Source organism: Janibacter sp. CoH_79_TC_3, assembly GCF_058197955.1.
In genome coordinates, this window is the sequence record NZ_JBXWIV010000001.1 from 275,765 (window position 1) to 300,820 (window position 25,056).

Annotated in this window: 25 protein-coding genes; 8 read left to right on the forward strand and 17 right to left on the reverse strand. The window is 42.1% G+C overall.

The genetic code is table 11. The annotated features are described in order from the left end of the window. Positions 1 to 71: 71 nt before the first annotated feature. The 4 genes from AC2FA3_RS01225 to AC2FA3_RS01240 form a co-directional block, all read right to left on the reverse strand. Positions 72 to 311, reverse strand: coding sequence for a DUF2789 domain-containing protein (locus AC2FA3_RS01225; protein ID WP_490507950.1), 240 nt, complete (start codon positions 309 to 311; stop codon positions 72 to 74). Positions 312 to 531: 220 nt separating this feature from the next. Next, positions 532 to 1,515 carry a malate dehydrogenase gene (locus tag AC2FA3_RS01230; protein ID WP_490508105.1) on the reverse strand — a complete coding sequence of 328 codons (984 nt, stop codon included), beginning with the start codon at positions 1,513 to 1,515 and terminating at the stop codon, positions 532 to 534. Between the two features lie 426 nt (positions 1,516 to 1,941). Further along, a complete protein-coding gene (locus AC2FA3_RS01235; RefSeq protein ID WP_490507951.1) occupies positions 1,942 to 2,640 on the reverse strand; it encodes a T2 family ribonuclease in 699 nt (232 codons plus the stop codon). Positions 2,641 to 3,082: 442 nt separating this feature from the next. After that, complete coding sequence (locus tag AC2FA3_RS01240; protein WP_490507952.1) at positions 3,083 to 5,332, reverse strand: lytic transglycosylase domain-containing protein; 2,250 nt, start codon at positions 5,330 to 5,332, stop codon at positions 3,083 to 3,085. Between the two features lie 417 nt (positions 5,333 to 5,749). Here AC2FA3_RS01240 and miaB point away from each other — a divergent pair, with 417 nt between their 5' ends. Beyond that, positions 5,750 to 7,252 (forward strand): tRNA (N6-isopentenyl adenosine(37)-C2)-methylthiotransferase MiaB, encoded by a 1,503-nt coding sequence (gene miaB, locus AC2FA3_RS01245; RefSeq protein ID WP_490507953.1) that lies wholly within the window; start codon positions 5,750 to 5,752, stop codon positions 7,250 to 7,252. Positions 7,253 to 7,378: 126 nt separating this feature from the next. Here the strand turns inward: miaB and AC2FA3_RS01250 are convergent, their stop codons facing one another. The 4 genes from AC2FA3_RS01250 to AC2FA3_RS01265 form a co-directional block, all read right to left on the reverse strand. After that, positions 7,379 to 8,107 (reverse strand): LysE family translocator, encoded by a 729-nt coding sequence (locus AC2FA3_RS01250; RefSeq protein ID WP_490507954.1) that lies wholly within the window; start codon positions 8,105 to 8,107, stop codon positions 7,379 to 7,381. A gap of 155 nt (positions 8,108 to 8,262) precedes the next feature. Continuing rightward, positions 8,263 to 9,513 (reverse strand): acetylornithine deacetylase, encoded by a 1,251-nt coding sequence (gene argE / locus AC2FA3_RS01255; protein WP_490507955.1) that lies wholly within the window; start codon positions 9,511 to 9,513, stop codon positions 8,263 to 8,265. 74 nt (positions 9,514 to 9,587) lie between these two features. Further along, positions 9,588 to 10,070, reverse strand: a complete 483-nt coding sequence (locus AC2FA3_RS01260) for a nucleoside deaminase (RefSeq protein WP_490507956.1) — start codon at positions 10,068 to 10,070, stop codon at positions 9,588 to 9,590. A 109-nt stretch (positions 10,071 to 10,179) separates the two neighbouring features. Then, positions 10,180 to 10,833, reverse strand: a complete 654-nt coding sequence (locus AC2FA3_RS01265; RefSeq protein WP_201609384.1) for a UPF0149 family protein — start codon at positions 10,831 to 10,833, stop codon at positions 10,180 to 10,182. A gap of 207 nt (positions 10,834 to 11,040) precedes the next feature. Here AC2FA3_RS01265 and AC2FA3_RS01270 point away from each other — a divergent pair, with 207 nt between their 5' ends. Next, positions 11,041 to 11,481, forward strand: coding sequence for a hypothetical protein (locus AC2FA3_RS01270; RefSeq protein WP_201544580.1), 441 nt, complete (start codon positions 11,041 to 11,043; stop codon positions 11,479 to 11,481). A gap of 143 nt (positions 11,482 to 11,624) precedes the next feature. Continuing rightward, positions 11,625 to 12,116, forward strand: a complete 492-nt coding sequence (locus AC2FA3_RS01275) for a cell division protein ZapA (RefSeq protein WP_490507957.1) — start codon at positions 11,625 to 11,627, stop codon at positions 12,114 to 12,116. Between the two features lie 127 nt (positions 12,117 to 12,243). Here the strand turns inward: AC2FA3_RS01275 and AC2FA3_RS01280 are convergent, their stop codons facing one another. Together AC2FA3_RS01280 and glyS are read right to left on the reverse strand one after the other, a co-directional pair. After that, the gene (locus tag AC2FA3_RS01280) at positions 12,244 to 12,561 is read right to left on the reverse strand and encodes a hypothetical protein (RefSeq protein ID WP_201544578.1); all 318 of its coding nucleotides are present in this window, start codon (positions 12,559 to 12,561) and stop codon (positions 12,244 to 12,246) included. Positions 12,562 to 12,708: 147 nt separating this feature from the next. After that, positions 12,709 to 14,802, reverse strand: coding sequence for a glycine--tRNA ligase subunit beta (gene glyS / locus AC2FA3_RS01285; protein WP_490507958.1), 2,094 nt, complete (start codon positions 14,800 to 14,802; stop codon positions 12,709 to 12,711). 124 nt (positions 14,803 to 14,926) lie between these two features. Here glyS and AC2FA3_RS01290 point away from each other — a divergent pair, with 124 nt between their 5' ends. Beyond that, the gene (locus tag AC2FA3_RS01290; RefSeq protein ID WP_490507959.1) at positions 14,927 to 15,385 is read left to right on the forward strand and encodes a DUF6998 domain-containing protein; all 459 of its coding nucleotides are present in this window, start codon (positions 14,927 to 14,929) and stop codon (positions 15,383 to 15,385) included. 8 nt (positions 15,386 to 15,393) lie between these two features. Here the strand turns inward: AC2FA3_RS01290 and glyQ are convergent, their stop codons facing one another. Both glyQ and AC2FA3_RS01300 read right to left on the reverse strand, forming a co-directional pair. Continuing rightward, positions 15,394 to 16,395, reverse strand: a complete 1,002-nt coding sequence (glyQ, locus tag AC2FA3_RS01295; protein ID WP_490507960.1) for a glycine--tRNA ligase subunit alpha — start codon at positions 16,393 to 16,395, stop codon at positions 15,394 to 15,396. Between the two features lie 433 nt (positions 16,396 to 16,828). Beyond that, positions 16,829 to 17,062 (reverse strand): PspC domain-containing protein, encoded by a 234-nt coding sequence (locus AC2FA3_RS01300; protein WP_490507961.1) that lies wholly within the window; start codon positions 17,060 to 17,062, stop codon positions 16,829 to 16,831. 520 nt (positions 17,063 to 17,582) lie between these two features. Between AC2FA3_RS01300 and nadR the strand changes: the two genes are divergently transcribed. The 3 genes from nadR to AC2FA3_RS01315 all read left to right on the forward strand — a co-directional run bounded on the left by nadR (position 17,583) and on the right by AC2FA3_RS01315 (position 20,143). Beyond that, positions 17,583 to 18,623, forward strand: coding sequence for a multifunctional transcriptional regulator/nicotinamide-nucleotide adenylyltransferase/ribosylnicotinamide kinase NadR (nadR, locus tag AC2FA3_RS01305; protein WP_490507962.1), 1,041 nt, complete (start codon positions 17,583 to 17,585; stop codon positions 18,621 to 18,623). A gap of 108 nt (positions 18,624 to 18,731) precedes the next feature. Continuing rightward, a complete protein-coding gene (gene pnuC, locus AC2FA3_RS01310) occupies positions 18,732 to 19,490 on the forward strand; it encodes a nicotinamide riboside transporter PnuC (RefSeq protein ID WP_490507963.1) in 759 nt (252 codons plus the stop codon). 203 nt (positions 19,491 to 19,693) lie between these two features. Further along, on the forward strand, positions 19,694 to 20,143 hold the full coding sequence (locus AC2FA3_RS01315) for an Mpo1 family 2-hydroxy fatty acid dioxygenase (protein WP_490507964.1): 450 nt from the start codon (positions 19,694 to 19,696) through the stop codon (positions 20,141 to 20,143). Between the two features lie 175 nt (positions 20,144 to 20,318). Here the strand turns inward: AC2FA3_RS01315 and AC2FA3_RS01320 are convergent, their stop codons facing one another. The 3 genes from AC2FA3_RS01320 to AC2FA3_RS01330 all read right to left on the reverse strand — a co-directional run bounded on the left by AC2FA3_RS01320 (position 20,319) and on the right by AC2FA3_RS01330 (position 22,856). Continuing rightward, entirely contained in the window at positions 20,319 to 20,930 is a 612-nt protein-coding gene (locus AC2FA3_RS01320; protein ID WP_490507965.1) for a nitroreductase family protein, read from the reverse strand. A 208-nt stretch (positions 20,931 to 21,138) separates the two neighbouring features. Next, positions 21,139 to 22,077, reverse strand: a complete 939-nt coding sequence (locus AC2FA3_RS01325; RefSeq protein ID WP_490507966.1) for a pirin family protein — start codon at positions 22,075 to 22,077, stop codon at positions 21,139 to 21,141. Between the two features lie 65 nt (positions 22,078 to 22,142). After that, a complete protein-coding gene (locus AC2FA3_RS01330) occupies positions 22,143 to 22,856 on the reverse strand; it encodes a pirin family protein (RefSeq protein WP_490507967.1) in 714 nt (237 codons plus the stop codon). 323 nt (positions 22,857 to 23,179) lie between these two features. Here AC2FA3_RS01330 and AC2FA3_RS01335 point away from each other — a divergent pair, with 323 nt between their 5' ends. After that, on the forward strand, positions 23,180 to 23,530 hold the full coding sequence (locus AC2FA3_RS01335) for a GNAT family N-acetyltransferase (protein WP_490507968.1): 351 nt from the start codon (positions 23,180 to 23,182) through the stop codon (positions 23,528 to 23,530). Positions 23,531 to 23,705: 175 nt separating this feature from the next. On the opposite strand, the gene AC2FA3_RS01340 is transcribed toward AC2FA3_RS01335, so the two are convergent. Together AC2FA3_RS01340 and AC2FA3_RS01345 are read right to left on the reverse strand one after the other, a co-directional pair. After that, the gene (locus AC2FA3_RS01340; RefSeq protein ID WP_490507969.1) at positions 23,706 to 24,500 is read right to left on the reverse strand and encodes a YoaK family protein; all 795 of its coding nucleotides are present in this window, start codon (positions 24,498 to 24,500) and stop codon (positions 23,706 to 23,708) included. Continuing rightward, complete coding sequence (locus AC2FA3_RS01345; RefSeq protein WP_490507971.1) at positions 24,493 to 25,047, reverse strand: NADPH-dependent FMN reductase; 555 nt, start codon at positions 25,045 to 25,047, stop codon at positions 24,493 to 24,495. Before AC2FA3_RS01345 ends, AC2FA3_RS01340 begins: the two co-directional genes overlap by 8 nt. Between the last annotated feature and the right edge of the window lie 9 nt (positions 25,048 to 25,056).

The window sequence follows — 25,056 nt, forward strand, 5'->3', positions numbered from 1 at the left end:
CACAGCATTAATAACGTTTGTGGGTTTTTATTTAGGGTAATACTTTATTGATTGATACTTTATTATTATTTTTATGCTTCAGGATGCATACGCACGTTTAAATCATCGATAACCTCGACCCATGCGGCATCTTTATTCCATTCTTCCTGCAAAAAGGCACGCTGACTGTCATTCCATACCGTAGATTCGATCAACTTTTCTTCTTTTGCTAATTGGTTTTTTTCGATAAAACTATCAATGGCTTCATCCGAGCTATCCAGTCCTAGCTGCGCAAATAACTCATTCATATTATATTCAGGTTCACCCAACATAGTCTTTTTCCTTAATAAAAAAAATTTTATAATGATTTGATTGTACTTATTATTTGAATTAACCACTTTATTGTAGCAAGCTTTATTCTAATAGCTGTTAACCAACGTTTAGCTAACGTTATCAATTGTATTAATAGACATACAAGGCAAAAAAAAAGCCCTCTAATAAGAGGGCTTTTTTAGATCAATATCTATATAACAGCTTTAATAAATTGACAGCTTATGGAAGCAGGTGTGCTACTGCATCACGCTCTTCGCTAAGCTCTTGCTCAGTGGCTGCCATTTTCTCTTTTGAGAAATCTGATGACACGTCAACACCATCTACGATAGACCAATCGCCGTTAACACAAGTAACTGGGAATGAGTAGATCAAGCCTTTAGCAATGCCATATTCGCCGTTTGAGTAAACGCCCATAGAGACCCAATCGTTCTCATCAGTACCTAGCGCCCATGTACGTACGTGTGCAATGGCAGCGTTGGCAGCAGAAGCAGCAGATGATGCACCGCGCGCTTTAATGATTGCAGCACCACGTTGTTGTACTTCTGGGATATAGGTAGCTTCGTACCATTCGCGATCTACTAAATCTAACGCTGGCTTACCATTGACAGTTGCAGCCGTTAGATCTGGATACTGCGTTGATGAATGGTTACCCCAGATGATCATTTTTTTCACGTCATTAACGGTGCTATCCGTTTTGCCAGCTAACTGTGCCATCGCACGGTTGTGATCTAGGCGAGTCATAGCCGTAAAGTTACGTGGATCTAAATCTGGTGCATTACGCTGAGCGATAAGCGCGTTGGTGTTCGCAGGGTTGCCGACAACCAATACTTTTACATCACGGCTTGCAACGTCGTTCAATGCTTTACCTTGGGCTGAGAAAATCGCAGCATTGGCTTCTAGCAAATCTTTACGTTCCATACCTGGACCACGAGGACGTGAACCGACTAGCAGAGCATAGTCAACATCTTTGAATGCAACGGTCGCATCATCAGTTTGAACAATACCGGCCAATAATGGGAATGCACAGTCTTCTAATTCCATGACCACACCCTTTAGGGCGTCAAGTGCTGGGGCGATTTCAAGCAATTGCAAAATAACTGGCTGATCTTTACCTAGCATCTCACCAGAGGCAATACGAAATAACATAGCATAGCTGATATTACCAGCGGCACCAGTGACGGCAACACGTAAAGGCTGTTTCATTGACATTGAATACTCCCTAATTATAGATTAGATAATTCACGATTCTAATGAATAGTTCTGATTAATGATTCTAATGGATGGTTCTGATTGATGAATATCGTTTGAGATAGCGATCTGCTCGCTCTATATAGCAGTCATAAACCGATAGCTAGTGTAGCACCTCAGCCTATTAATCGTCTAGAGAAAGCGCGAATGCGATTGCTGACAATACTGGTTATATTGTTACATTTTATACGAATAGATGTTTGAGCTTTTGGGAAAGGCTTAAAAACAAGGCGTTAGATAAGCCTTAAAAATATTTAAGGCAGTCTTAGTAGCATTATTGACATGAATATAAGGCAATTAAATAAATGATATTTCCGTTAAATAACAACCAGCCTTATTAAATAAACGCTACGGCTGTTCTTAGATATCAATGAATAGATATTATTTACCACCCGAAATAATAAACTTACTGCCACAGTTATCGACAACATTACTACAAGTGCCAAATGAGCTGCCTTCATAACATACATGAACGTCGGTCAATACCATTTGACGACGTGTTCCTGCCTGACAGATCAAATCAACGCTATTAGCTGACATACCGCTATTTAAGTGGGTCATCTGTGCGACAAAACGAGATTTTAATACCGTATAACTGTTGCCTGTATTCAACTCACTCGGCAGTTTTAAGTCGCCGGCATAGTTGGTGATTTGACGAAAATAATTACTGGCGCTAAGCGGACTACAAACGCCATAACGCTGCCATGCTTGGGTACGCACCGTGGTATCAGGCATGATACGGTTGACCACTTTTAATTGTAGCGGGGTTAGACGCGGCTCACTACCGCGTCCGCAGCGCTCGCCATAACCCATATCAAGTCCTGAAACCGTTAACGAATACCCTTCTAAACACTGACGCATACGCGCGCGCGTCGGTTGTAAGCTACACAGCGCGGGCGTCATCTCAATCATCAATACCCGCTGCCCTGTCTTGCTGGCACTAGCAGCTTGTGCAGGTAGCGTTATGGCACCCTGTAGTAATAGTAAAGCAGTCACACCAAGTATGGCATTGCCTTTACTTTCATACTTTTTGCTCATCAAGCATTCATTAAAATGCTCTGACAGCCTTGTCTTTGACATCGAGCCCACCTTTGTCTGAATAGATAGTTGACGCTTAGCTCGCGACGATATGGGCAGCTTAAAATATTTTTTAATCATAAGAAGTTAGAGCATCTAGCAATGACGAATAGGAGCTTTTACGCTTAATTATTATCTATAACTCAAGTTAGGTCGCTTTCAAAACATCAGCCACTTAAGAATAAATGAACAAAAAATGCAGACGGTAATGAAAGCAATGGTAGCAAACTGCCTTTTTTAATCTATAGCAAAAACGTAAACAAGACTTAAGAAGCTGGTGATTGCTTTTAAATGAGCAATTTTAAAAGCGCCATATATAGTCAAGATATATTGAAGCACTTTATATAAAAGCTTTACATATAAAAGCCGCACATATGCAAGCCCAACATATAAAAAAACCATTAGCAGTTACCTGCTAATGGTTTTGTCATGCAATATTTATAAATTAAAACGCCGCAGGAATCGTTCCCATACGTTGGCTAATAGGCTGACCACGACCTAATAGACTACTGTAGATAGTAGCGTTTTCCATGACGTGTTTGACGTAATTACGGGTCTCAGGAAAGGCAATCGACTCGACATACTGGTCAGCTGCGAGTGAACCATAGGTTGGCTGCCAGCGTTTGGCATTATTTGGACCAGCATTGTAGCCCGCTGTCGCTAAGACTGGTTGGCTGTTTAATTTTCCAAAGATATCGCCCATATACCACGTACCATAACGGATATTGGTATCACCGCTATTGGCACGGCTGGCACTATAAGTTTCGCCTAAATTACGCGCAATATATTTAGCGGTATCTGGCATGACTTGCATCAGACCGCTAGCACCAACGTTTGACCGTGCTGACGTCACGAAACGACTCTCTTGACGCATAATGCCATACGCCCATGCCGGATCGATACCCGCCGACTGACTGTGACGAACGACCGCCGATTGGTGCGGCATCGGATGTGACAATGCCAAACTGTCGACTCTATCGGTATTATCAACCGCATAAATCGCCCGATCGAGCCAGTCTATATCATATGCTTGACGAGCAGCGGCAATAATCAGATTATCATCACGATTGTCACGTGCTTTTTTCACCGCCCAGTTCCACTCGCGATTGGCATAGGCACGACTGGCATCAGCGTTATATAAAGCAAATGCGCGAGCAAAGTGTGGATTTTGCATAACACGGGCGCGGTCGGCGCTACTAACGTTAGGCAAATTGCTGCCACCCAAGCGACTGGCATCAAAACGTTGACCGACTTTATCCTTGGCCATCAAACCATAATACTCATTACTCTTTGCTAAGTTTTGATACATTTTTTTAGCGGTATTGCGTTTGTTGGCATCACTTGATTGCTCATAAGCACGTGCCAGCCAATATTGCCACTGATTGGTTTTTTGGGTTTCGGCATCCATTTTTGAGATAGCTTCGACCACATCATCCCAACGACTAAAACGAATCGCTGCCATAGCATAATATTCAGCTTCTTCAAAGCTAAAGTCATTGTCCAAGCTATTACGGAACCAATCAACCGCTTCAACATTAAAGCCATCATCGGTGTTATGATTCATCCGCTGCACGCCAAGCGTACGATAAGCAGCACGGCGGGTATCATCCGTCAATAATTTCGCTGAGCGCTGATTGTCTTGCTTGATATCAAAATCTAACTGCAATGCGGCCTCACGATAAGACTTTTCGGCGACACGCCCCATTGCATAAAGGTACAGATATTGATTCATTTGGCTTGCAGGCTCGCGGGCAAAACGGCTAAAGAATGCTGATGGATTGAGCTGAATGTCACTCAACGACGAGTAAGGAACCGGTGTACCTAAACGCGAAGACAGCGCCATAATATCGCCCGTTCTGCCTTTACGCAGCATACGCTTAAGGCGCGATACTCTATCTTGATTGCTAATCAGCGCATTATTATTCATCTCTAGCGCCAACTGGTCACACAGTGCTGGCTGCTTTTTGGTGTTTAGCCAAACATCAGATTTGGCTGCCATCGCACGCATGGTATCGCCGCCATTATTGAAACCAAGCGCCACGGCACACTTCTCACTGTCATCAGCGTTGGTGATGAGATTTGCTACTTGGCGTACGGCGGCATAATCATTGGAGCCCGCTTTGGTTTCAGCAAAATCAGCAACCAGTTTTTCTGCCATTACCGTATCTGGGTATTGACGCACAAACTGTGAGACCGCTGCCGGGCTTTGCGAATTTAAGTCTAAATTCATGCGCCAATAAGTGGGATACATGGCAAATAAACCGCCACTCATCGCTTGCTCGTAATTATAAAGCGCGTTGACATCACCGCGCTCTGCTGCAATCGCCGCCGCTGTAAATGAGCTCGCACCACTATCAGCTTGATAGCCGGTATTTGATTGGTAACTGTTATTTGGCTGAGAACTTTGCGGTTGATAGCTGTCTGGTTGATAGTTATCCGGCTGATAGTTTTGAGGCTGGTAAGGCTCGGGCTGGTATTTGCCTTCTTGCGGATAACCATTATTAACACTACTACTGGTATTATTACCCCAAGTCAGTTCGGCATAAGCTACTTGCGACATGGCCAGCGCACCCATTGCCGTTGTCACACTCAACACACTGGTTTTTAGCATCGTTCTTTTAAGGTAGTTGGGCGTATTATTTTGATGATTGGCAGCTTCATCCTTGATACTCTGAGCAACTTGCGGCTTTGTCATACGAACTCTCTTTATAATAAGTCTAAATAATTTGGCTAGATAAATAGTTTAAATCTCAGTTTAAAAGGGTATTTTCACCCTACTTAAAACGCTCATTTAAACAATAGTGCGGATATGATTGGCTTTATCATACTATACTCGTTGCACATTCAACCATAAGCTTTACTTTTCGTTAATAAATCCGATAGCCCTGTGTAACACAAAAATGTTACAACCCTTCAAATACCGACAATCTTTATCAATACTAATAATTGTTCCACAATACTAGGTAAGCATTTGATAGTATTATAAATAATCTAGCACAATTATCCCTATAGGCGTACGGTAACTTTTCACATTGCTTCAGGGTTGTGATAAAATACGCCACCGCTTAATCGCCTACCCCGCTATATTTTTAGTCAATCATGGACTTCGCTTATGAGTGTTACTGTATTTAATCCCCGCATCGATGACGCTGCTGTTGACACAAGGGTTACTGCGCCTGCCGTTACGGCACTCAACTCGCCAAGTTCCGTCCAAACATCAATAGCCAAAGCAGCAGTCAATGGCGCGCCAAAAAAAGTCTTTGTTACCACCCAAGGCTGTCAGATGAATGTCTACGACTCTGGCAAAATGCTTGATGTGCTTGGTGATTCGCACGGTATGGAGGTCACCCACAATATCGATGAAGCCGATGTACTGTTAATGAATACCTGCTCTATTCGTGAAAAAGCGCAGGAAAAAGTCTTTTCAGAATTGGGTCGCTGGCGCAAACTCAAAGAAAAACGTCCAGACTTGGTTATCGGTGTTGGTGGTTGCGTCGCCTCTCAAGAAGGCGACAACATCCAAAAACGCGCGCCGTATGTCGATATGGTCTTTGGTCCACAAACCTTACACCGCTTGCCGGAGCTATACGATCAATCTAATGAGCAGCGTGAAATCGCGCCTAAGAATCGTATCGGTACGGTGGACGTATCCTTTCCAAGTATTGAAAAGTTTGATTTTCTGCCAGAGCCACGTGTCGAAGGCTACAAGGCCTTTGTATCCATTATGGAAGGCTGCTCAAAGTATTGCTCGTTTTGCGTCGTACCTTATACCCGCGGTGAAGAATTATCGCGTCCACTTGATGATGTATTAGCTGAGATTGACAGCCTAGCTGAGCAAGGTGTGCGCGAGATTAACCTGCTCGGTCAAAACGTCAACGGCTATCGCGGCGAAAAAGATGATGGCAGTATTTGCCGTTTCGCAGAACTGCTGCATTATGTGTCACATGTCGATGGTGTTGAGCGTATTCGTTATACCACGAGTCACCCACTCGAGTTCACCGATGATATCATCGACGCTTATGCGCAATTACCAGAGCTGGTATCACATTTGCATTTGCCAGTACAAAGTGGCTCGAACGCTATCTTGGCAGCGATGAAACGCAACCATACCATTGATGTTTATATCAATCAAATTAATAAGCTCAAAGCCATTCGCCCTGATATTCACTTATCGAGTGACTTTATCATTGGTTTCCCTGGTGAGACCGAGCAAGATTTTCAAGATACACTAAATTTGGCAAAAGAGTTGAATTTCGATCACTCTTATAGCTTTATTTATTCTAAACGTCCGGGCACGCCAGCAGCAGAATTGCCTGACGATGTGAGCTTCAAAACTAAGAAAGCGCGTCTGGCGGAATTCCAACAAGTGATTATCGATTCAACCCTTGCAAAAACCCATGAGATGGTCGGTACCACCACTCGCGTCTTGGTCGAGAAAATTGCCAATCGTCATCCTGATTGCTTAATCGGTACAGCTGATAATACGCGTACCGTGATGTTCCCTTATGATGTTGAGAAAATGGATGAACTACTGGGTAAAATCGTCAGCGTGCGTATTACCGATTTTGTTAGCCCGCACATGGTTAAGGGTGAGTTAATCGAAGTGCTTGCTTAAGTTTTTAGAAAAAATAAATTAATAAAAAAGCCGTTCGCTATTAAATAGAGAACGGCTTTTTCATGAATATTAATTTTACTTATAAATGTGTAAGGTGATAGTCACCTTTTTAAATTACAAACTTCGTTAAGCCAAAAAACCATTTAACACTTCAGCCAATAAAGCTGCTGCAATCAACATAAATATCACCCCGCAACCGCGATTAAGCCATGCTAAACGCTCGCCAACGTCCAACCATCCTGCCAACTTTTTACCGCCAAGGGTGTAAATCAGCTGCCAAATCGTCTCGCTCAAAAATAACCCAAAGGTAAGCATAATATACTGCGGCCATAGCGGCGCACTAAAATTGATAAACTTGGGAAAGAAGGCGGCGAAGAATAAGATCGCTTTTGGGTTAGACAGTGACACCCACATACCAGTTCGAAACAACAACCAATCACTAGGCGGGGGTTTGACAGCGGCACTAGAGAGTGAGCGCGGCGTAGGTTTATCAGACATCTCAGTAGTCAGAGTCAACTCTTTATTAACTTCAGTACTCAGCGCATTTGCATCACTCATCAAGCTGCTACTGGTACTATCGCGCCACGATGTGATACCCAAATAAATGAGATAAATAGCACCAACGGTTTTAATAACTGTCAATAACCATGGCGATTGACGGCTGATAACATCGAGTCCTAGTAACGTGGATAGCAGTAAAATAAAAAGCCCAAGACTGAGCCCTGCCAGCGTCCATAAAGTACGCTTCACGCCGTAATTAAGCCCATACTGGAATGCCAGTAGCATATTCGGACCCGGTGTCGCTGAGATAAAAAACGTACTTGCAAAAAATACCGCAAACAGATGCCAAGACATCGACTAACCCCTAGTTCATCATTTATAAAAACTTAAAACCAACTTATTAAAATCGACTTAATATTTGCAAAATGGCTAAAAAATAAACACCGCCATAAAGACGGTGTATTTTATGCGCATATAGATTGAAAAAGAACGGCCTGCTGCCTATTGTATCAATTGATGGCACAGCTGTTTAGTAGCTTTTGTAAAAACTCATCACAGCGCTCGATCTCAATTAATTCAACATATTCATCGGCTTTATGCGCCTGCTCAATACTACCCGGGCCACAGATAATCGTTGGAATGCCGCTATTGGTAAATTGCCCGCCTTCAGTGGCATAAGCAACTTTATGACGTGTATCGTCGCCAGTTAGTGCCGCTATTAACGCTTGTAGCTCAGCGCTGTCGCTATCGGTCATTGCCGGTACACTTTCTTCTTGCAGCAGCTCAATGCCGGTATCGGCAGCGCGTGCTTGCATTTGGGCGTTTAGCTCCGCAACTTTAGCCTGAATCGGCGCAAGGATATCGTCTTGAGTCATATGTGGCAGATTACGATAGTCAAAGGTAAACTCACACAGATTAGGGACAATATTGGTCGCCGTCCCACCTTGTATGGTGCCTACAGACAATGTCGAATAAGGCACATCAAACAGCGCATCGTTATCACTGCGATGACTAATCTCTTCCGCCAATTCATCGACATAACCAATCAAACGACTGGCATAGCTAATGGCGTTGACACCTGTTGCGGTCAATGATGAATGCGCAGACTTACCATGCACGCGGCAACGGTAGACGGCGATGCCTTTATGCGCCACGACCATCGCCATATTGGTCGGCTCACCAACGATACAATAATTAGGGGTGATACCGCGTGCTTTCAAATCGGCTAATATCAATGGCGCACCTAAGCAACCAACTTCCTCATCAAATGACAACGCCAAATGCAATGGGCGACGCAGCTTGCCTGCATTAGATAGCTTTACCGCTTGCGGCAACAGTGTCAACGCACAGGCAATAAAACCTTTCATATCGCAAGCACCGCGTCCGTAAAGCTTGTCGCCGCGTATCGTCGCTATGAACGGCTCAGACGTCCAGTCTTGACCATCAACCGGTACGACATCGGTATGACCTGATAACACCAGACCATGATTCACATCGTCAGCGTTTGTACCTGCTGGCACCGTAACGAATAAATTGGCTTTATTTTTAGCGTCATTAAAGCTTAAATCTACCGTAAGACCCAATTGCTCACAGTAAGCTTGTACATCTTCAATCAATGCTAAGTTTGAATGGCGACTGACCGTATCAAACGCAATTAATCTTGTCAGCCAATCAATACTATCGATGGGATAATTGGCAGGAGAATAATGAGCATTAGGCGTTGCTCGCTCTTTACCTTTATTGTGATTTATTACCGTCATAAGACATCCTTATCGTACTACAAGATAAAAAGACTCTATACTGTTTGATGAGTCTCTTTAAGCAGATTTTTTAATTAGCCTTTTTGAAATGAGCGCTGTTGCAGTACTTTGATTTCTTCATCTAAGCCAGCAATCGGACCATCTACTGCCACATTCGGCGCAACTTCTTGAACAGTTAATAAATTGATGGGCGATGTTGATGTCATGCCCATTTCATCCATCCATGTACTTAGCTGTTTTGATGAGCTGATATAAACAATACGACCAAGCCCCGCCCATGCATGCGCAGCTGAGCACATGGCACAATGCTCACCTGAGGTATAAACCACCGCTTTTGCACGCGCTGCAGGGGTCATATTTTGAGCAGCCCATTTAGCCACAGCAATTTCAGGATGGTAAGTCGCATCGACCGTATTGGCACGATTACGATCTTCTCGTAATACATTGCCATCGCCATCAACCAACACGCTGCCAAACGGCGCATCGCCCGCCTCTAATGCTTCAGCAGCGAGTTCCACGCAGCGGCGTAAATGAATCATCTCATTATCAGTAGTCATCATAGCTTCCCTTCTATTATTTTTTCATAGCTATCTATCTAATAGCCAAGTGCCATTTGCATGGCGTCAAACTTGGCTATTTTTACATCTATTCATCATATTATGCTGTTTATGATGGACGGTTTTGATTCATCACATCAAGCACTGGCGGCATCGGTTTTGGCAACTTACCTTCTGCTTGTAGCTCTTTGGTGGTTTTGGCATCGATAGCCAGTCCAGCAATCAGAGCAATATCTTTAACAGCTTTACGCTTACGGGTAGCAAAGCTCACTGGCACCATGCGCGCAAACTCGTAAATATGCAGATAAGACTCTTCGCCACCTTCAAAATCTTCGTCATCTTCTAAACGAATGCCACCGATTTTAGCCAAATCCGACAGCATCTCGTTTTCGTCGCTGCTCAGACCACAATCTGTAATACCAAAACCAGTCATAAAGCCATTTGCCCACTGTTTCAGCGCCATCACACGCTCGTATAGGTCATGTTCATCATCTGGCACCAACGGCGTATAGGAATAAGCATCGTCTTTATCTTTTAGCTGAAAAACGATGTCTTCTGCTTCTTCTGTCAACAAGGTTAATGCTTCATCAGGCAGCGGCGCAAAACTCAGCTCCTCAAACACCTTTGCCCATACTGGTTCATCAGGCGCATCACAGGCGGTCATCAGCCCTGTCATCAAGCCATGTACCTCGCTGATAGACACGTCAGTCCAGTCATCAAATGCGGTCAGCCAGGTATTCCAGCCAGAGATATTGTCATTCATAATAGAGGTCCTAGTTATTGATTAATAGTATTAAATATAAACAAACACCGCACGATGTTATTGATAAGGCGGCGGTTAATAGAAGTCACGAAACAAAGCGGCATACAATTACTTTGTTAATATAGATATTATGCGGTCACCTATGGCATTATTAAACGCAGAGAACAAAATTCATTCACGCTTACTTGTTAAGGATAAAAACTGACTATGTATGACCAACTTAGAATATTAGAAAAAATGGTACTCGATATCAAAAAACAGTATCAGCTTGTCAGTGCTGAACTTAGCAGCCTCAAACAACAACCAGCGACTGACCCAAAAGAACTTGCCACGCTAAAAACCAAACTCGATAGCAGTTATACAGAGCGTGACGGTGCTAAAAAACAATTGAGCGATTTAGATAAGCGTTATCAAAATCTTGCCGAAGCGCATCACATGATAGGCGAAGAGCAAGATAACTTGCAAAAACAGGTTAGCCAATTACAACAAAAAAATAATGAGCTGCAGCAACAAAATAACGAATTAAAGCAGCAATATAGCGATATTAAGCAGCAAAATAGTGACTTGAAGAAGAAAAACGAATTGGCAGCTGAACGTACCCAAGTGGTCTTACAGCGTTTAACGCGTATTGATCAAGCAGAAGGTTAAGCAGACATTAATATTGATCACGTTTAACTCAACTATTTTTGCTGATTAAACGTTATTTATTAAGTCGCCAAGTTTATCATTACCACATTTATAGCCGTGATATTTAATTACTCACTTTAATAACATGTATTGTAGGATTTATCATGACCGATGACCGCGCAAACCCTGTAGACAGTCAGAACAAAAATATCCAATCAACAGTCACTGAATCAAAAAACAATCAAACAGAGAACACGCAAGCACAAAAAGCCATGCCAAATAATTCGAACACTCAAAATAGCAATTCAAATAGCAATAAGACAAATAATAGTAGCGCTGCTAAACCTATAAGCACTCCTGAACCACAAATCAAAAAGGTCGATGTGGCGATTGCTGGCGTGACCTATCCGATTTATTGTCCCGTGCATGAGCAAGAAGAGTTGCACTCGGCTGTTTCTTATATCAATAACTATGCGCTCGACCTAAAACGCGATGCGCCAAGCCTGAGTCAAGAAAGTCTACTTGTACTATGCTGCTTGAATTTGTATGAGAAAATCCATACCAATCAGAGAAATGAAGAAGATCGTCTGCAGCAAAGCAAACAGTCTGAAGCCTTGATAAATAAAATTATGAAAGATGCGCATTCTATTTTATAAGCTGCTACCGATATTAAATTGCTAGTGATGCATTAAAAAGACAAGCGCTTAACTCACTGAAGCTAAGCGCTTTTTTAATGTAAATAACAGCTTATCGACTTATAACTTGCCACTTATGACTTACAATTTAGGCATCTACTTGATAAGTCTTACCGGCATGAAAATCCGCTTGATGCTCATAATTGCAAAAGAATAATTCTTTATTGGCTGTGACGTCGTTACTACTTTCATCAGCTGCTGTGGAATTTTCTGCCGCAGAAATTGGCTTAGTTTCTAACACACCGCGATATTCAGCTAAACTGTTGCCACAAAAATTGCAAGGACGCGGCGTGGTCACATCGCCTTTTTTTGGCATCATACTTTTAGGAGCGCGTGGGTACATAAATTTATAAAAGCCCCACATCACAGCCCAAATAATAAGAATTACAATGATAACGCCCAACATGGCAGTGCTCCTTCGAATAGGGTCTAAGACATTATAAACTTAACGCTTTAGAATAAGCGCATAAAAAACTGGCCACATGCAGCCAGTCTTTTATGTCTTCAATACAATAACAAATGCTCAGCGTGTCGTTAGGCTATAGCTGTCAAACTATAGCTGCAGCTCACTGATATCAGCAACGGTTAAAAATAAAGCGCGAACTTGCTTAAGTAGCGCTAAGCGATTGTTCTTTAGCGCCGCATCCTCACTGTTGACCATGACATCGGCAAAGAATTGCGTTAATGACGCATCCAAACTGACCAGCGTTTGCAATATTTGCGTATAATCAGCCGTTTCAAGTAATGGCGTTACAGCCGTTTTTGCTTGCTGAACCACCTGATATAACGCTTGCTCAGCAGGTTCAGACAACAACGTTTCATCGACAGTGTCAGCGACGCTCACTTCTGACTTAGCTAAGATATTGGCAACACGTTTGTTCGACTCAGCCAACTTTTCAGCTTGTGGCAATTTACTAAAAGTCTGTACCGCGCGAATACGCTGATCAAAATCAAGCGGCATATGCGGGTTAATCGCTTGCACTGCCTGAATGGTATCGACGCTCACGCCCTGTTCGGTATACATCGCACGATAGCGCGAGTTTAAGAATGCCATGACCTGAGTAAACGTATCACCCATTTTTTCAATCTTGCTGCCTTCAGCGTCACTATAGCCTTTAATCGCTTGCTCAACGAGCGCTACCAAATTAATTGGCAATTGCTTTTCGATCAAAATACGCAAGATACCGATGGCTGAACGACGTAGACTGAACGGATCTTTTGAACCCGTCGGTGCTTGGTCAATGGCAAAAATACCGACGAGCGTGTCCAAACGATCTGCTAATGCTAAGCAAATGCCAATTGGCGTCTGTGGTAAAACGTCACCGCTGAACTTGGGCAAATATTGCTCTTCCAAACTTGCTGCGACTGCTTCTGGCTCATCATTTAAGCGCGCATAGTAAGTCCCTGCGATACCTTGCAGTTCAGGATATTCCCCAACCAACGAGCTTGCCAAATCTGCTTTAGACAAAATCGCGGCACGTACCGTTTCATCAATATTAATATCGCGACCTTGCTCCTGCATTAATGTTGCTATAAAAGCAGCAAGCTTGGCAATACGCTCAGATTTTTCCCAAATCGTACCCAGCTTATCTTGGAAGACGCGAGTTTTTAGGCTTTCTGTCAGCGAAAATAATGGCTGCTTCTGATCTTGTAAGAAAAAGAACTCGGCATCGGCCAAACGCGGACGTACAACTTTCTCATTACCTTCGATAATTTGATTCGGATCTTTTGACTCAATATTGGTAATAAAAATAAAGTACGGCTGCAGTTTTCCTGCTTTATCGGTCAAGCAAAAATACTTTTGATCGGCCTGCATGGTTGAGATAAGCGCTTCTTGCGGCACTTGTAAAAAGCGCGCCTCAAAGTTTGCTCGCAGCGCAATCGGGAAATCAACCAACGCCGTCACTTCATCTAACAAATCTTGCGGTACGATAGGATCAGCATCGACTTCATCGGCTAGCGCTTTGACTTGGTTTTTAATCAGCGTTTGACGCTTATCGAAATCAGCCACGACTTTTAAACCATCGAGAAGTTGCTCATAATCATTGGCGTGCGCAATAGTATGGTAATCAGGGCTATGGAAGCGATGACCACGCGTTTGATTACCAGTCTGATGACCTTGGATAGTCGCATCAATAACAGCATCATCTTGCATCAAGACTGCCCACTGTACGGGACGTACAAACTCATTGCGGCTCGCCCCTGAACGCATGCGTTTAGCAATGGGTAAGTTATCAAGCGCGGTCTGGAATATCGCAGGTAGCAGTTCGGTGGTCGCTTGACCATGAATGACTTGCTCATAACCGACATAATCACCTTTATCAGTATTAATCGTTATCAGCTCACTGGCTTCAATACCTAGACCTTTGGCAAAACCGATCGCTGCGCGCGTCGGATTGCCATCGGCATCAAACGCCGCTTTAATCGCCGGGCCACGTTTTTCTTCAGTACGGTCAGGCTGCTTAGGGCTAATGCCTTTAATCTGTAATGCTAAACGGCGCGGTGCGGCAAAAGCTTTAATATTATCGAAGCCAATCTCTGCTTCATTTAACTGCTCAGTGACACTCGCTTGTAGCGCATCACGTAAAGGTTTTAGGCTTTTTGGAGGTAGCTCTTCACACCCCAGTTCAAATAGAATAGTACTCATGGTTATCTCGGTTGATTAAGAATTTTTTATATGTTTAAAATTAAGTGGATTATAACAAAATCATAGTAATCAATAGCTGAGGATATTATCATAAGATAGAATTTCTTATACTAAAAAGCTAATTATGATAAATCATGAAAAACTGCAACATCTAGTTAAACAGCTATATAGCGTAGTCAATGAATTAGAAGCTATGTTCCCTGGTCGGCACTTTACTCCAGACGGTCACTTAGTAGGAAGCTTAGGCGAATGCTTAGTCGCGGATGCATATGGATTAGAGTTGCTAACTGCAAGCAATAAAGGCTATGACGCTATAACAAAAGAGGGTCTAAAGGTTGAGATAAAAGCCACTCAATCTACATCTATCGCCTTTCGCTGTGAACCTGAGCACGCAATTATTATCAAAATAATGCCAAATGGTACATTTGAAGAAATATATAACGGTTCAGGTGCGCTTATATGGCAACAGTTCGCAAATAAAAAACGGCCTAGTAACGGTCAGTTTCAAATTTCCACTACTAAACTTAAAGCACTCAATGAAAAAATATCCGATCAAGATCGAGTGCCCAAAGTTAACCCGTAAAATTAAAGCTACTTACTTTCTTCTTCTTTTGGCAAATACTTATCTAAAGCCGCTTGACGATGGGCTTCATCGGCTAATGGGAAGCCTAGCTTGGCACGCGCTTCGACATAACCAATGGCAACTTTACGAGCCAGCGTACGTACACGCAGAATAAAGCGCTGACGTTCGGTCACCGAAATCGCACCGCGCGCATCAAGTAAGTTAAAGGCATGTGACGCTTTTAGTACCATCTCATACGCTGGTAATGGCAAACCCTCAGCAACCAACTTGTCTGCTTGCTGCTCATAAAAATCAAACATCTGACCCATCATCGGCACATCAGCGTGCTCAAAGTTATAGGTAGACTGCTCAACTTCATTTTGATGAAAGACATCGCCATAAGTCACGCGACCAAATTCGCCATCTGCCCAGACCAAATCATAAACGCTATCGACGCCTTGCACATACATCGCCAAGCGCTCAAGACCGTAGGTAATCTCGCCTGTCACTGGGAAACACTCTATACCGCCTACTTGCTGGAAGTACGTAAACTGAGTGACTTCCATACCATTAAGCCAAATCTCCCAACCAAGTCCCCACGCACCTAGGGTTGGCGACTCCCAGTTGTCTTCAACAAAACGCACATCATGCACCAGTGGATCAATGCCAATGGCTCTTAATGAGTCCAAATACAACTCTTGGATATTGGGTGGATTGGGCTTGAGCACCACTTGGAACTGATAGTAATGTTGCAAACGGTTTGGGTTATCACCGTAGCGCCCATCAGTCGGACGGCGTGATGGCTGTACATAAGCGGCATTCCAACGCTCAGGACCTAAAGAACGTAAAAAGGTCGCAGTGTGAAAAGTACCCGCACCAACTTCCATATCGTAAGGCTGCAAAATCACGCAGCCCTTATCGGCCCAATAATTTTGTAGGGTTAGGATGAGATCTTGAAACGTCATCGGTTGAGAGTCTTTATCTTGTGTCATCGAGGTTGTCGCTTGTGATGTCATAGTTTGGATTGTCATAGTTTGGGGCATCTTAATAAAGCCACGGTGGAATTGGTTTTATGAAATAAAATATTGATAGCGCTCGTATAGCCTATTTGGCAACGACTCTATTTGCCTGCTCACCTTACTAAAAATTGACTATTTTATCTATATTTAGCGCAATTAAATTTGTCTAATCAGCTTAAATAGTCAGTTATAAGTCTTATTTATCCTTAAACTGTCCGCATAGGTCTTCGGATATGACTTATTAAACACCCAGATAAAAAAATACCCAAATGCAGAGCATCTGGGCAGGAGGAAAAGTATGTCTTTTGATATCCTGATGAGTCAGGCTTTTTGTTTTTTCGTGGGCTGTTATTTTTATATTAGCCTTATTCTTTATTTCTTTAGATACAGATTTATTTAATTTAGATACAGATTTATTTAAATAGTATTGGTGTTAAGTTTAATATTATTGATACGATTGGCTACTTGCTTTGGGCATGATTATCCATAAGATAATATAAATTAAAATACCAGGTACTGCCGCGCTCATCGTTGAGACAATAACAAATAGCAATCTTACCCATGTAGGTGACCAACCGACATATTCTGCGATGCCACCCATCACGCCTGCTATCATGCGATGATTTTGCGATCTATGTAATTTTGCTAACTTAGCCAAATCAAATACCTCTCTTATCATTTATAATTACTTATTATTTATACTTATTTTACGTCTAACATTTATCGTTATTTTTATAATCTGTCTTAAAACTATATAAGTCTTCTGAACTTACGAATAAGTATAGCAACTAATCCTATTCTATCTGTTGAGTATGTAGACGTGCTTTGTGAATTTATGCTACTTAAGCTTGCCCTAATCTCTCATAAACTGTCGTAAACCCCTGATTTTAAATAATTATTTCAAAATGTTTCATGATTAGCTTTGTTGCTCTTATCTTACACTTCTTGTTACAAATCCACTTTTCGGCTATTTATAACAGATAAATAAATCTTATAGATTTAGCGTTAAAAATAGTGAAATATTTAAACAATGATAATTAAATTAATAACTTAGTTTTATTTTTATAAATAAAAGATTTCGTCAATCAACGCCGATTTACAATAACCTACCTGTAAATCTGTTTAAACCTTTATACCATGCTGATAAACCATTAAAACAACAACTTTCGATTGGTAATTTTTAGCATATAAGGAAAGCTATGTACGACTCAGGCTTAATGATTGGACATTTTGAACCGCTACATTTAGGACAAATGCGCAGTATATTGAACGCAGCAGGACAGGCAAAAACCTTAAACATCGTGATTATGTCGCATCCAGCGCCGCATCCAGACTTTAATATTACGTTGCAAGATAAAGCGCGTTGGCTACAGATGGCATGTGCAGATTTGCCATTTATCAATATTCATACCACTGATGAGATTGAGCTACCGTTACATGAAAGCTTTTCTGATGTAAACATCGATGTTGCTGCTAGCAATGCCAAATTGCAACGCTTAACAGATGCATTAAAATTGCCGACAGAAACGGTATTATTTGTGGCAGAGAACCATCCGTTAGCGCGGACGGGCGTTTGTGAGCAGCTAATCATGCAAGTGCTCACCACACCCCTACAGCCTGAATTTGACTCTTATGCGATTGCACGTAATCCAGTCGCGCATTGGTCGGCGCTGCACCCACAAGTACGTGGCGACTATAGCAAAACGGTTGCCATCGTCGGCGGTGAAAGCTCGGGCAAGACGACATTGGTGCATAAGCTTGCCAACTATTACGGGGCCAGCTTTGCGCTTGAGATGGGGCGGCTATATGTCGGTACAGATTTAGGCGGTAGCGAGATTGGTTTGCAGTACAGCGATTATGGTCCTATTGTGCTCAATCATGCGCAGGCTATCCGCGATGCAGCCGCTCGAGCCACTGCACCCATTACTATTGTTGATACTGACTTTGTCACTACTCAAGCTTTTTGTGAAGAGTATGAAGGTCGTAGCCATCCTTTTGTGGCTGCTTGTATCGATGAGTTTCGCTTAGACCATACGATTATGCTCGATAACAATACCCCATGGGTGGATGATGGCATGCGCTCATTGGGTACGCCTGAAGCGCGCGGTCGCTTTGAGCAGCGCTTATTAGATATTTTCGCCCGTCATAACATTAAACCGCATATGATTGATAAGCCCGATTATGATGCACGCTATCAACAAGCTCTGCTACTTATTGACCAGTACATTTACGGTAAATAAGTGCTGTGCTAAATAAAAGCAGTGCCAAAAAAATAATGTAAAAAATGCAGCACATTAAAAAATAAGAAACATTGATTATCGTTTTCATACTTTGAGGAAAAAGGCTTTATGCGTATTCGGCTATTAGATAACATCACCGGAAAATGGGCGATACAATGGATTGTCCTATGGTTTATTTGCGGCGTCATTGCCTTGTCGGCAGGATTTTGGCTGACTACAGAGCACACTACTCTTGATTGGTTTTACTTAGCCGTGTCATTTATCGGTTTGATTTGCGTGGTGTCATTATCGTTTCGCAAAAACATTCTGGGTAATGGTTTTGGGATGGCGGCGACCGCAGGGGAATTTGTCGTCCAAGCGACTTCTGGTGCAGTTGGTTTGATGTTAGCGCCATTATTTAACTTTTTTAGTCACCTTTATGGGATTTTTTATTGGTCCAAGCATACCGATGCCGATGGCGATATGGTACCCAAATCCGCCAGTCGCTGGATTTGGCTATTAACCATTGCTTTTATGATCATCGGTTTGGCGCTATTCCCCACCGTCAATGATTTACTTGCCAATTATGGCTATGCCGTCGTTGAAGATGATAATAGTAAATTCTTGGGCTTTATCTCTTTCTTTTGGATTAACGTCATCGCTTTTGTACTCTCTATCACCGCGCAAGCAGCGATGATTCTGCGTTATTCATTTAACTGGTGGTTATGGATTTTATCCAACTTCGTTTGGCTGACTGTTAATCTGATGTCAGGCAATTATATCTTTGCCATTCAAACCATGGTCTACCAAGTAAACTCGTTTGTCGGACTTTATGAATGGTACCGCAGCGAGCAAAACTCTGTAGAACTGGCAAAACCAGTACATTAATGGATAATTTTAGTAAGCGATAAAAATTTGACAAACAAACAAATTAAGTTAAATAAATGGCATGATTTGACTGTACGGTTTACCAGATAAAATGGCAGACTGTGCCAATTAGTGCTACAACTGGTATTAATAAGTAGATTTATGCATTTATTACATGTCGTTTATCTATGATTGGTCATTTATTTGCTAACAGGGAGGTTAGTATGTCTCGTACTCGTCAAGGCCGTATGTCTAAACGCACACTTGAGCAATGGCTCAGTGAGTATTCTGTCAGCCATCAAAACCTAGTCAATAAAAAAATCCATTGGTTATGTGTCCCGACGATTTTTGTCAGCATATTAGGTATGGGTATGTCGCTATCAGTGTGGTTCACCTTGGTGATGAGCGCTTTAGTTTTGATATTCTATATGCGTTTATCGACGCCGCTGTTTTTGGCAATGGGCATGTTTATTCTTATTTGTCTGTCAGTAATGACGTTATTACCGTGGGGCTTTAAGGTTTGGGCGGCTATCTTTGTGGTTGCTTGGATTGGACAGTTTGTCGGGCATAAAATTGAAGGCAAAAAACCTTCTTTCTTTGAAGATTTACAGTTCTTATTAATTGGTCCAGCATGGGTAGCTAATAGTTTGATGCGCCGTAAAAAAGCTAAATAACAGCTATTTAGTGTTGCCCTTATTTTTAGCCTTACTATTTAATATTATCGTTTAACGTTACTATTTAATATGGCATCTAATACAGACAAAAAAACGCCACCCAATAAAATTGAGTGGCGCTTTTTTTATGTGCTAGCTACTTCTATTTGCTAACCAACCTTTTTATACAAATAGCTTACTTACCAAATACTTGCATACGCTCATCAACTGGCTTGAACGCTTTGTCGCCTGCTAGCTTCTCAATCGCGCCAAATACCATTTGCGCATTCAATTCCCAATGTTCGTCGATGTTCCATTCTTCAGCGACTTTTTTATCGATGATTGGATTGTAATGCTGTAAGTTAGCGCCGACATCAATACTGGCTAAGGCAGTCCAGATAATGTACTGGTGCATCGCATTGGTTTGGTCTGCCCAAATTGGGAATTTATCCGCATATAAAGGTGCAGCAGCTTGCATGTCTCTTACGACGCTATGATCTTCAAAGAACATAATGGTACCAGCGCCGGCTTTAAAGCCATCCATTTTTTGCTTGGTCGCAGCGAACTGCTCTTCATTATCAACGATATCACGTAAAGTATCTTCAGTGATTTGCCACAGCTTGTTGTGGTCATCGCCAAATAAAACGACGATGCGCGTCGATTGTGAGTTAAAAGCGGATGGCGTATGCAAAACCGCATGCTCAACCAACTTCACGATTTCGTCATTTGATACTGGCAATTGATCGCTCAATGCATAGATAGAACGACGCTTTTCTGCCAAGTGCTGTAATGTTTTTAGGTCTGACATAGGTTTCTCCGTATTATTAATATGATTCAATCCAATGAAAGTAAATGTTAGATTAGAGTAGAGATGATGAATTGCTGCATATCGCTACTTTTTAATCTAAACTAGTATATGAACATTAAAATCAAATCTGTGCGCTATTTTTGTAAAATAAACTTAACGATAAGTCTCTATTTAAAAGCCAGTTTAATGAATGATGCTTAATATTAAGCTAACCTTTAAAGCCTTGCGGTAACTCTGGTGCTGGCAGACGTTTCATATCTGAATCGACATTACCAAAACGCCCATGACCATTATTCCAGTCGATAATAGATTGCTCAATCTCTGCTTTATTGTCCGCGACAAAGTTCCACCATAGTAAGACTTGATTATTTAATGGCTCACCACCGATAAACATCACACGCGTGCCTTTTTTGGCGACTAACTTGATGCTTTCATTATTGGCAACATCGCTATCATGGAAGCGGAACAATTGATCTTGCTCACAAATTTTGCCTTCGGACTCGATCTGCCCCTCTGTCACCAAGATACCGTATTCAAAACCGGGCTCTAAATTAAGGGTAACTTCGCCGTCTTCTAAGAAATAGACATCGATACCGACCATTTTTGAGTATTGAATGGTTGGCGCTTCATAACGCTTGCCTGACACGCTGTTGTAGCTTCCCGTCGTTAGAATCATCTCGACGTTATCTTCGCGCCATGTTGGCAGCTCTGGATAATGATGGAAGTTACGTTCAATTTGTTGATCGGTCGGTAGCGCAATCCACAGCTGTACCATGCTTAGACCACGAGCGGCATCTGCTGAACCGCCCGTATCTGGAAAAACGCTTTGTTCGGTATGGCTGATCCCTTGGGTTAGACCCGTGCCCGCTGTCATGACGTTGACTTGGTTTTTGGTAATCACTTGCTTATTACCCAAACTGTCTTTATGCAGTACTTCGCCATTTAACATCCAGCTAAAAGTTTGCAAATTGGTGTGCGGATGACGACCGACTTGCATACCGGTTTCATCTTCACCAAATTCAGCAGGTCCCGCATGGTCTAAAAAGCACCAAGCGCCGATTGGCTGCTTGCCTTTATTCGGTAACAGACGGGCAATGGGAATGCCGCCCACATCTGCTAAGCGCGGTTCTAGGGTTTCAATACTCATGATTCACCTCTTATTATTTGATACTGGATATAATGTGACGTATAGATAAAGCTCATTGTTTAGCATTAAAAGCTCATAGGTACTTCCATTAGTAATACTTTAGCGTCATCGATGACGTCCATCGTAAAGTTCTTAGTATCCCAAACACCAAGACCATCGCGGGTATCCAAAGTGTTACCGTTTACAACGACTTTACCGCTAATGACAAAGATATAAACGCCATTATTAGGGTTTTTGAGCTCATAAGTCTGAGTCACGCCTTTATCAAAATCACCCATACTGAACCAAGCGTCCTGATGAATCCATACCCCTGCATCGTCGCTATTTGGCGACAATACTTGATTGAACTCATTTGGTTTTAGGATGTCATCCATACGAACTTGCTGATAACGAGGCTCAACGTTCATTTTATTTGGGATAACCCAAATCTGTAGGAACTTCACCGCTTCGTTGTCGTCACCGTTCATTTCACTGTGCGTGATACCAGTACCCGCCGACATAACTTGGATTTCACCAGTTTCGATGATGCCATTATTACCAATATTATCGCCGTGACCGAGCTTACCTGATAAAGGAATGCTGATAATTTCCATATCACGGTGTGAGTGCTTACCAAAACCTTGACCAGCGATTACAAAGTCATCATTAATGACACGTAGCGCACCAAAGCCCATACGTTCTGGATTATGATAATTGGCAAAACTAAAGGTATGCTTGCTTTTTAACCAGCCATGGTTGGCATCGCCACGAGAATCTGCTGCATGATAGATCGTTTTCATCATTTATCCTTAGTTATTAGTAAGTTAGACGGTTTTAGAATTTATGATTCATTAACTCGTTTAAACAATGGATCTATTATAATTGTTGTCTACTAATAGATAAACAACGATAATCGCAATTAACTATTCTTATTTTTAGAACAATAACGTCATAAAGATAGGGTAATATATGGATAACAGAACCCTGTATTTTCATAACAGAACCATTTATATTCATAACAGAACTAGTAGCATAAGCTGATATTATCGCTCATGTAATGATAGTGAATGTAAATTAAGTCTAGAAGATATTAATCATACTTACGATATAAGGAAATTTAACCATGTCGGATACGGCAAAGTCAGATAAAAAAAACAGAGAACCGTTAGATTACGAAGTCATTGATAATACTGATAAAAAGCGTTTTGAGATTCATATCGATGGCAAGATTGCTTTGGAAGATTATGAATTCTTTACGACAAGTGAAGGCGAAAAAGGTATTGAATACAAACATACCGAAGTGCCAGAAGAGTTAGGTGGTCAAGGTATTGCAGGTTATCTGGTCAAATATATCTTAGATGATGCGGCTGCGAAAAACTTGCGCGTGAAACCGACTTGTCCTTATGTAAAATCTTATATCGACAAGCATCCAGAGTACCAAGACAACTCAGTATTTCATAACGCCACGCCTTAAATAGCTAAACATAAACGCTTAACTAGAAAGTAAAAAAACGCCATATCTTTACGGATATGGCGTTTTTTATTGGCAATGTTTTGTGTGGGTAGGATTTTTTATGGGCAATGATTTTTATAAGCGATACTTTCTAATAGCAATAATATAAGCAGTGGAATGATTAAGCTAAAACTTATTAAGCAATATGCTCTAAAAACTCTTTATCGCGTGCCATTATTGACAGATATAACACTGGCAGTACAAACAAACCGACTGCCCAAAAACTCAGCTGCATATATAACAGCGCACCTACTAAAGCCCCGACTAAAAAGCTAAAGACCAATACTGAACTGTGTGCCAGTTTTTTGCCATTTTCGGCGTTTCGATTGAGTAGATAATCAGTCAAATTAATACCCAATTGCGTGGTATTTCCGGTCATCAACACTGTCGGGCTCATGTGTTTAATCACCGTTTTGCTAGCAGTATTACGAATTGCCAGCGCAATCAAACCCAATCCACCCGTTATTGCAACGGTTATATCGCCGGCATAGACAAACGGCTGATAATAAAGACCAGCCACCATAAATGCGGTCAAAAAAGCCGCTTCTGCTAAAAATAAATGGCTTAAGGTCAGCTGTTTATTTTTACTATGGTCAATAAATATCTTGGTGACCATGACCGTCAAAATAAACAACGGCAAGGCGGCAAGCTTAATCCATAGACCGTCCTCACCTTTGACCAAGCCACTACCCGCCATCACCAAGTTACCCGTGACGTGGGCAGTAAAGAAACCGAACAAGGTGATAAAACCGATGGTATCAATCGCGCCGCCCACCACTGTTAATAGTACCGGCGTTTGATGACGTTGCCAAAAACTTGGCGGCTTTGAACTTGGCAGCTTTGAGTCAGGTGAAGCTGATCGATGGCTATCATTTTGACTAGCAGCTTTATTATTAATATTAGCAGTATCGGTAGAGATTGAATTAGTCACTCGACTGTCCTGCAAATTTAACAAACTCAGTCACAAAGCTTTGTAAGAACTTCTGAGTCCGTTCGCTGACGCTGCCATCTTCATTTAAGCTGTCCGTTGCACGGCTTAAATGAATTTCAGGGTCGATCATTACTTGTGCCGACAGCATTTGCATGCTTTTACGCACATCAAGCCCACTATTAATACCGCCAAAGCTGCCAGGCGATGCCGTGACGACGGCGACTTTTTTACGCGTCCAAACACTTTTTCTATAAGGGCGCGAGCCGATATCTACGACGTTTTTCAAAGCAGCAGGCATGGTGCGGTTGTGCTCTGGCGTCACCATCAATACTGCGTCAGCGTCTTTTAGCTGCTGACGCACGCGCTCATAGCTGTCAATAGTCGTATCATCATAGTCTTGATTATAAAGCGGCAAGTCTGCAATATGCACTTCCTTTATAGTGACGTTGTCAGGCATCTGCGCCGCAATAAATTCTGCAAATTTACGATTAATAGATTCTTTTCGCAAACTACCGATAATTAGTGCGATATTGATTGATGCGCTCATAACAACTCC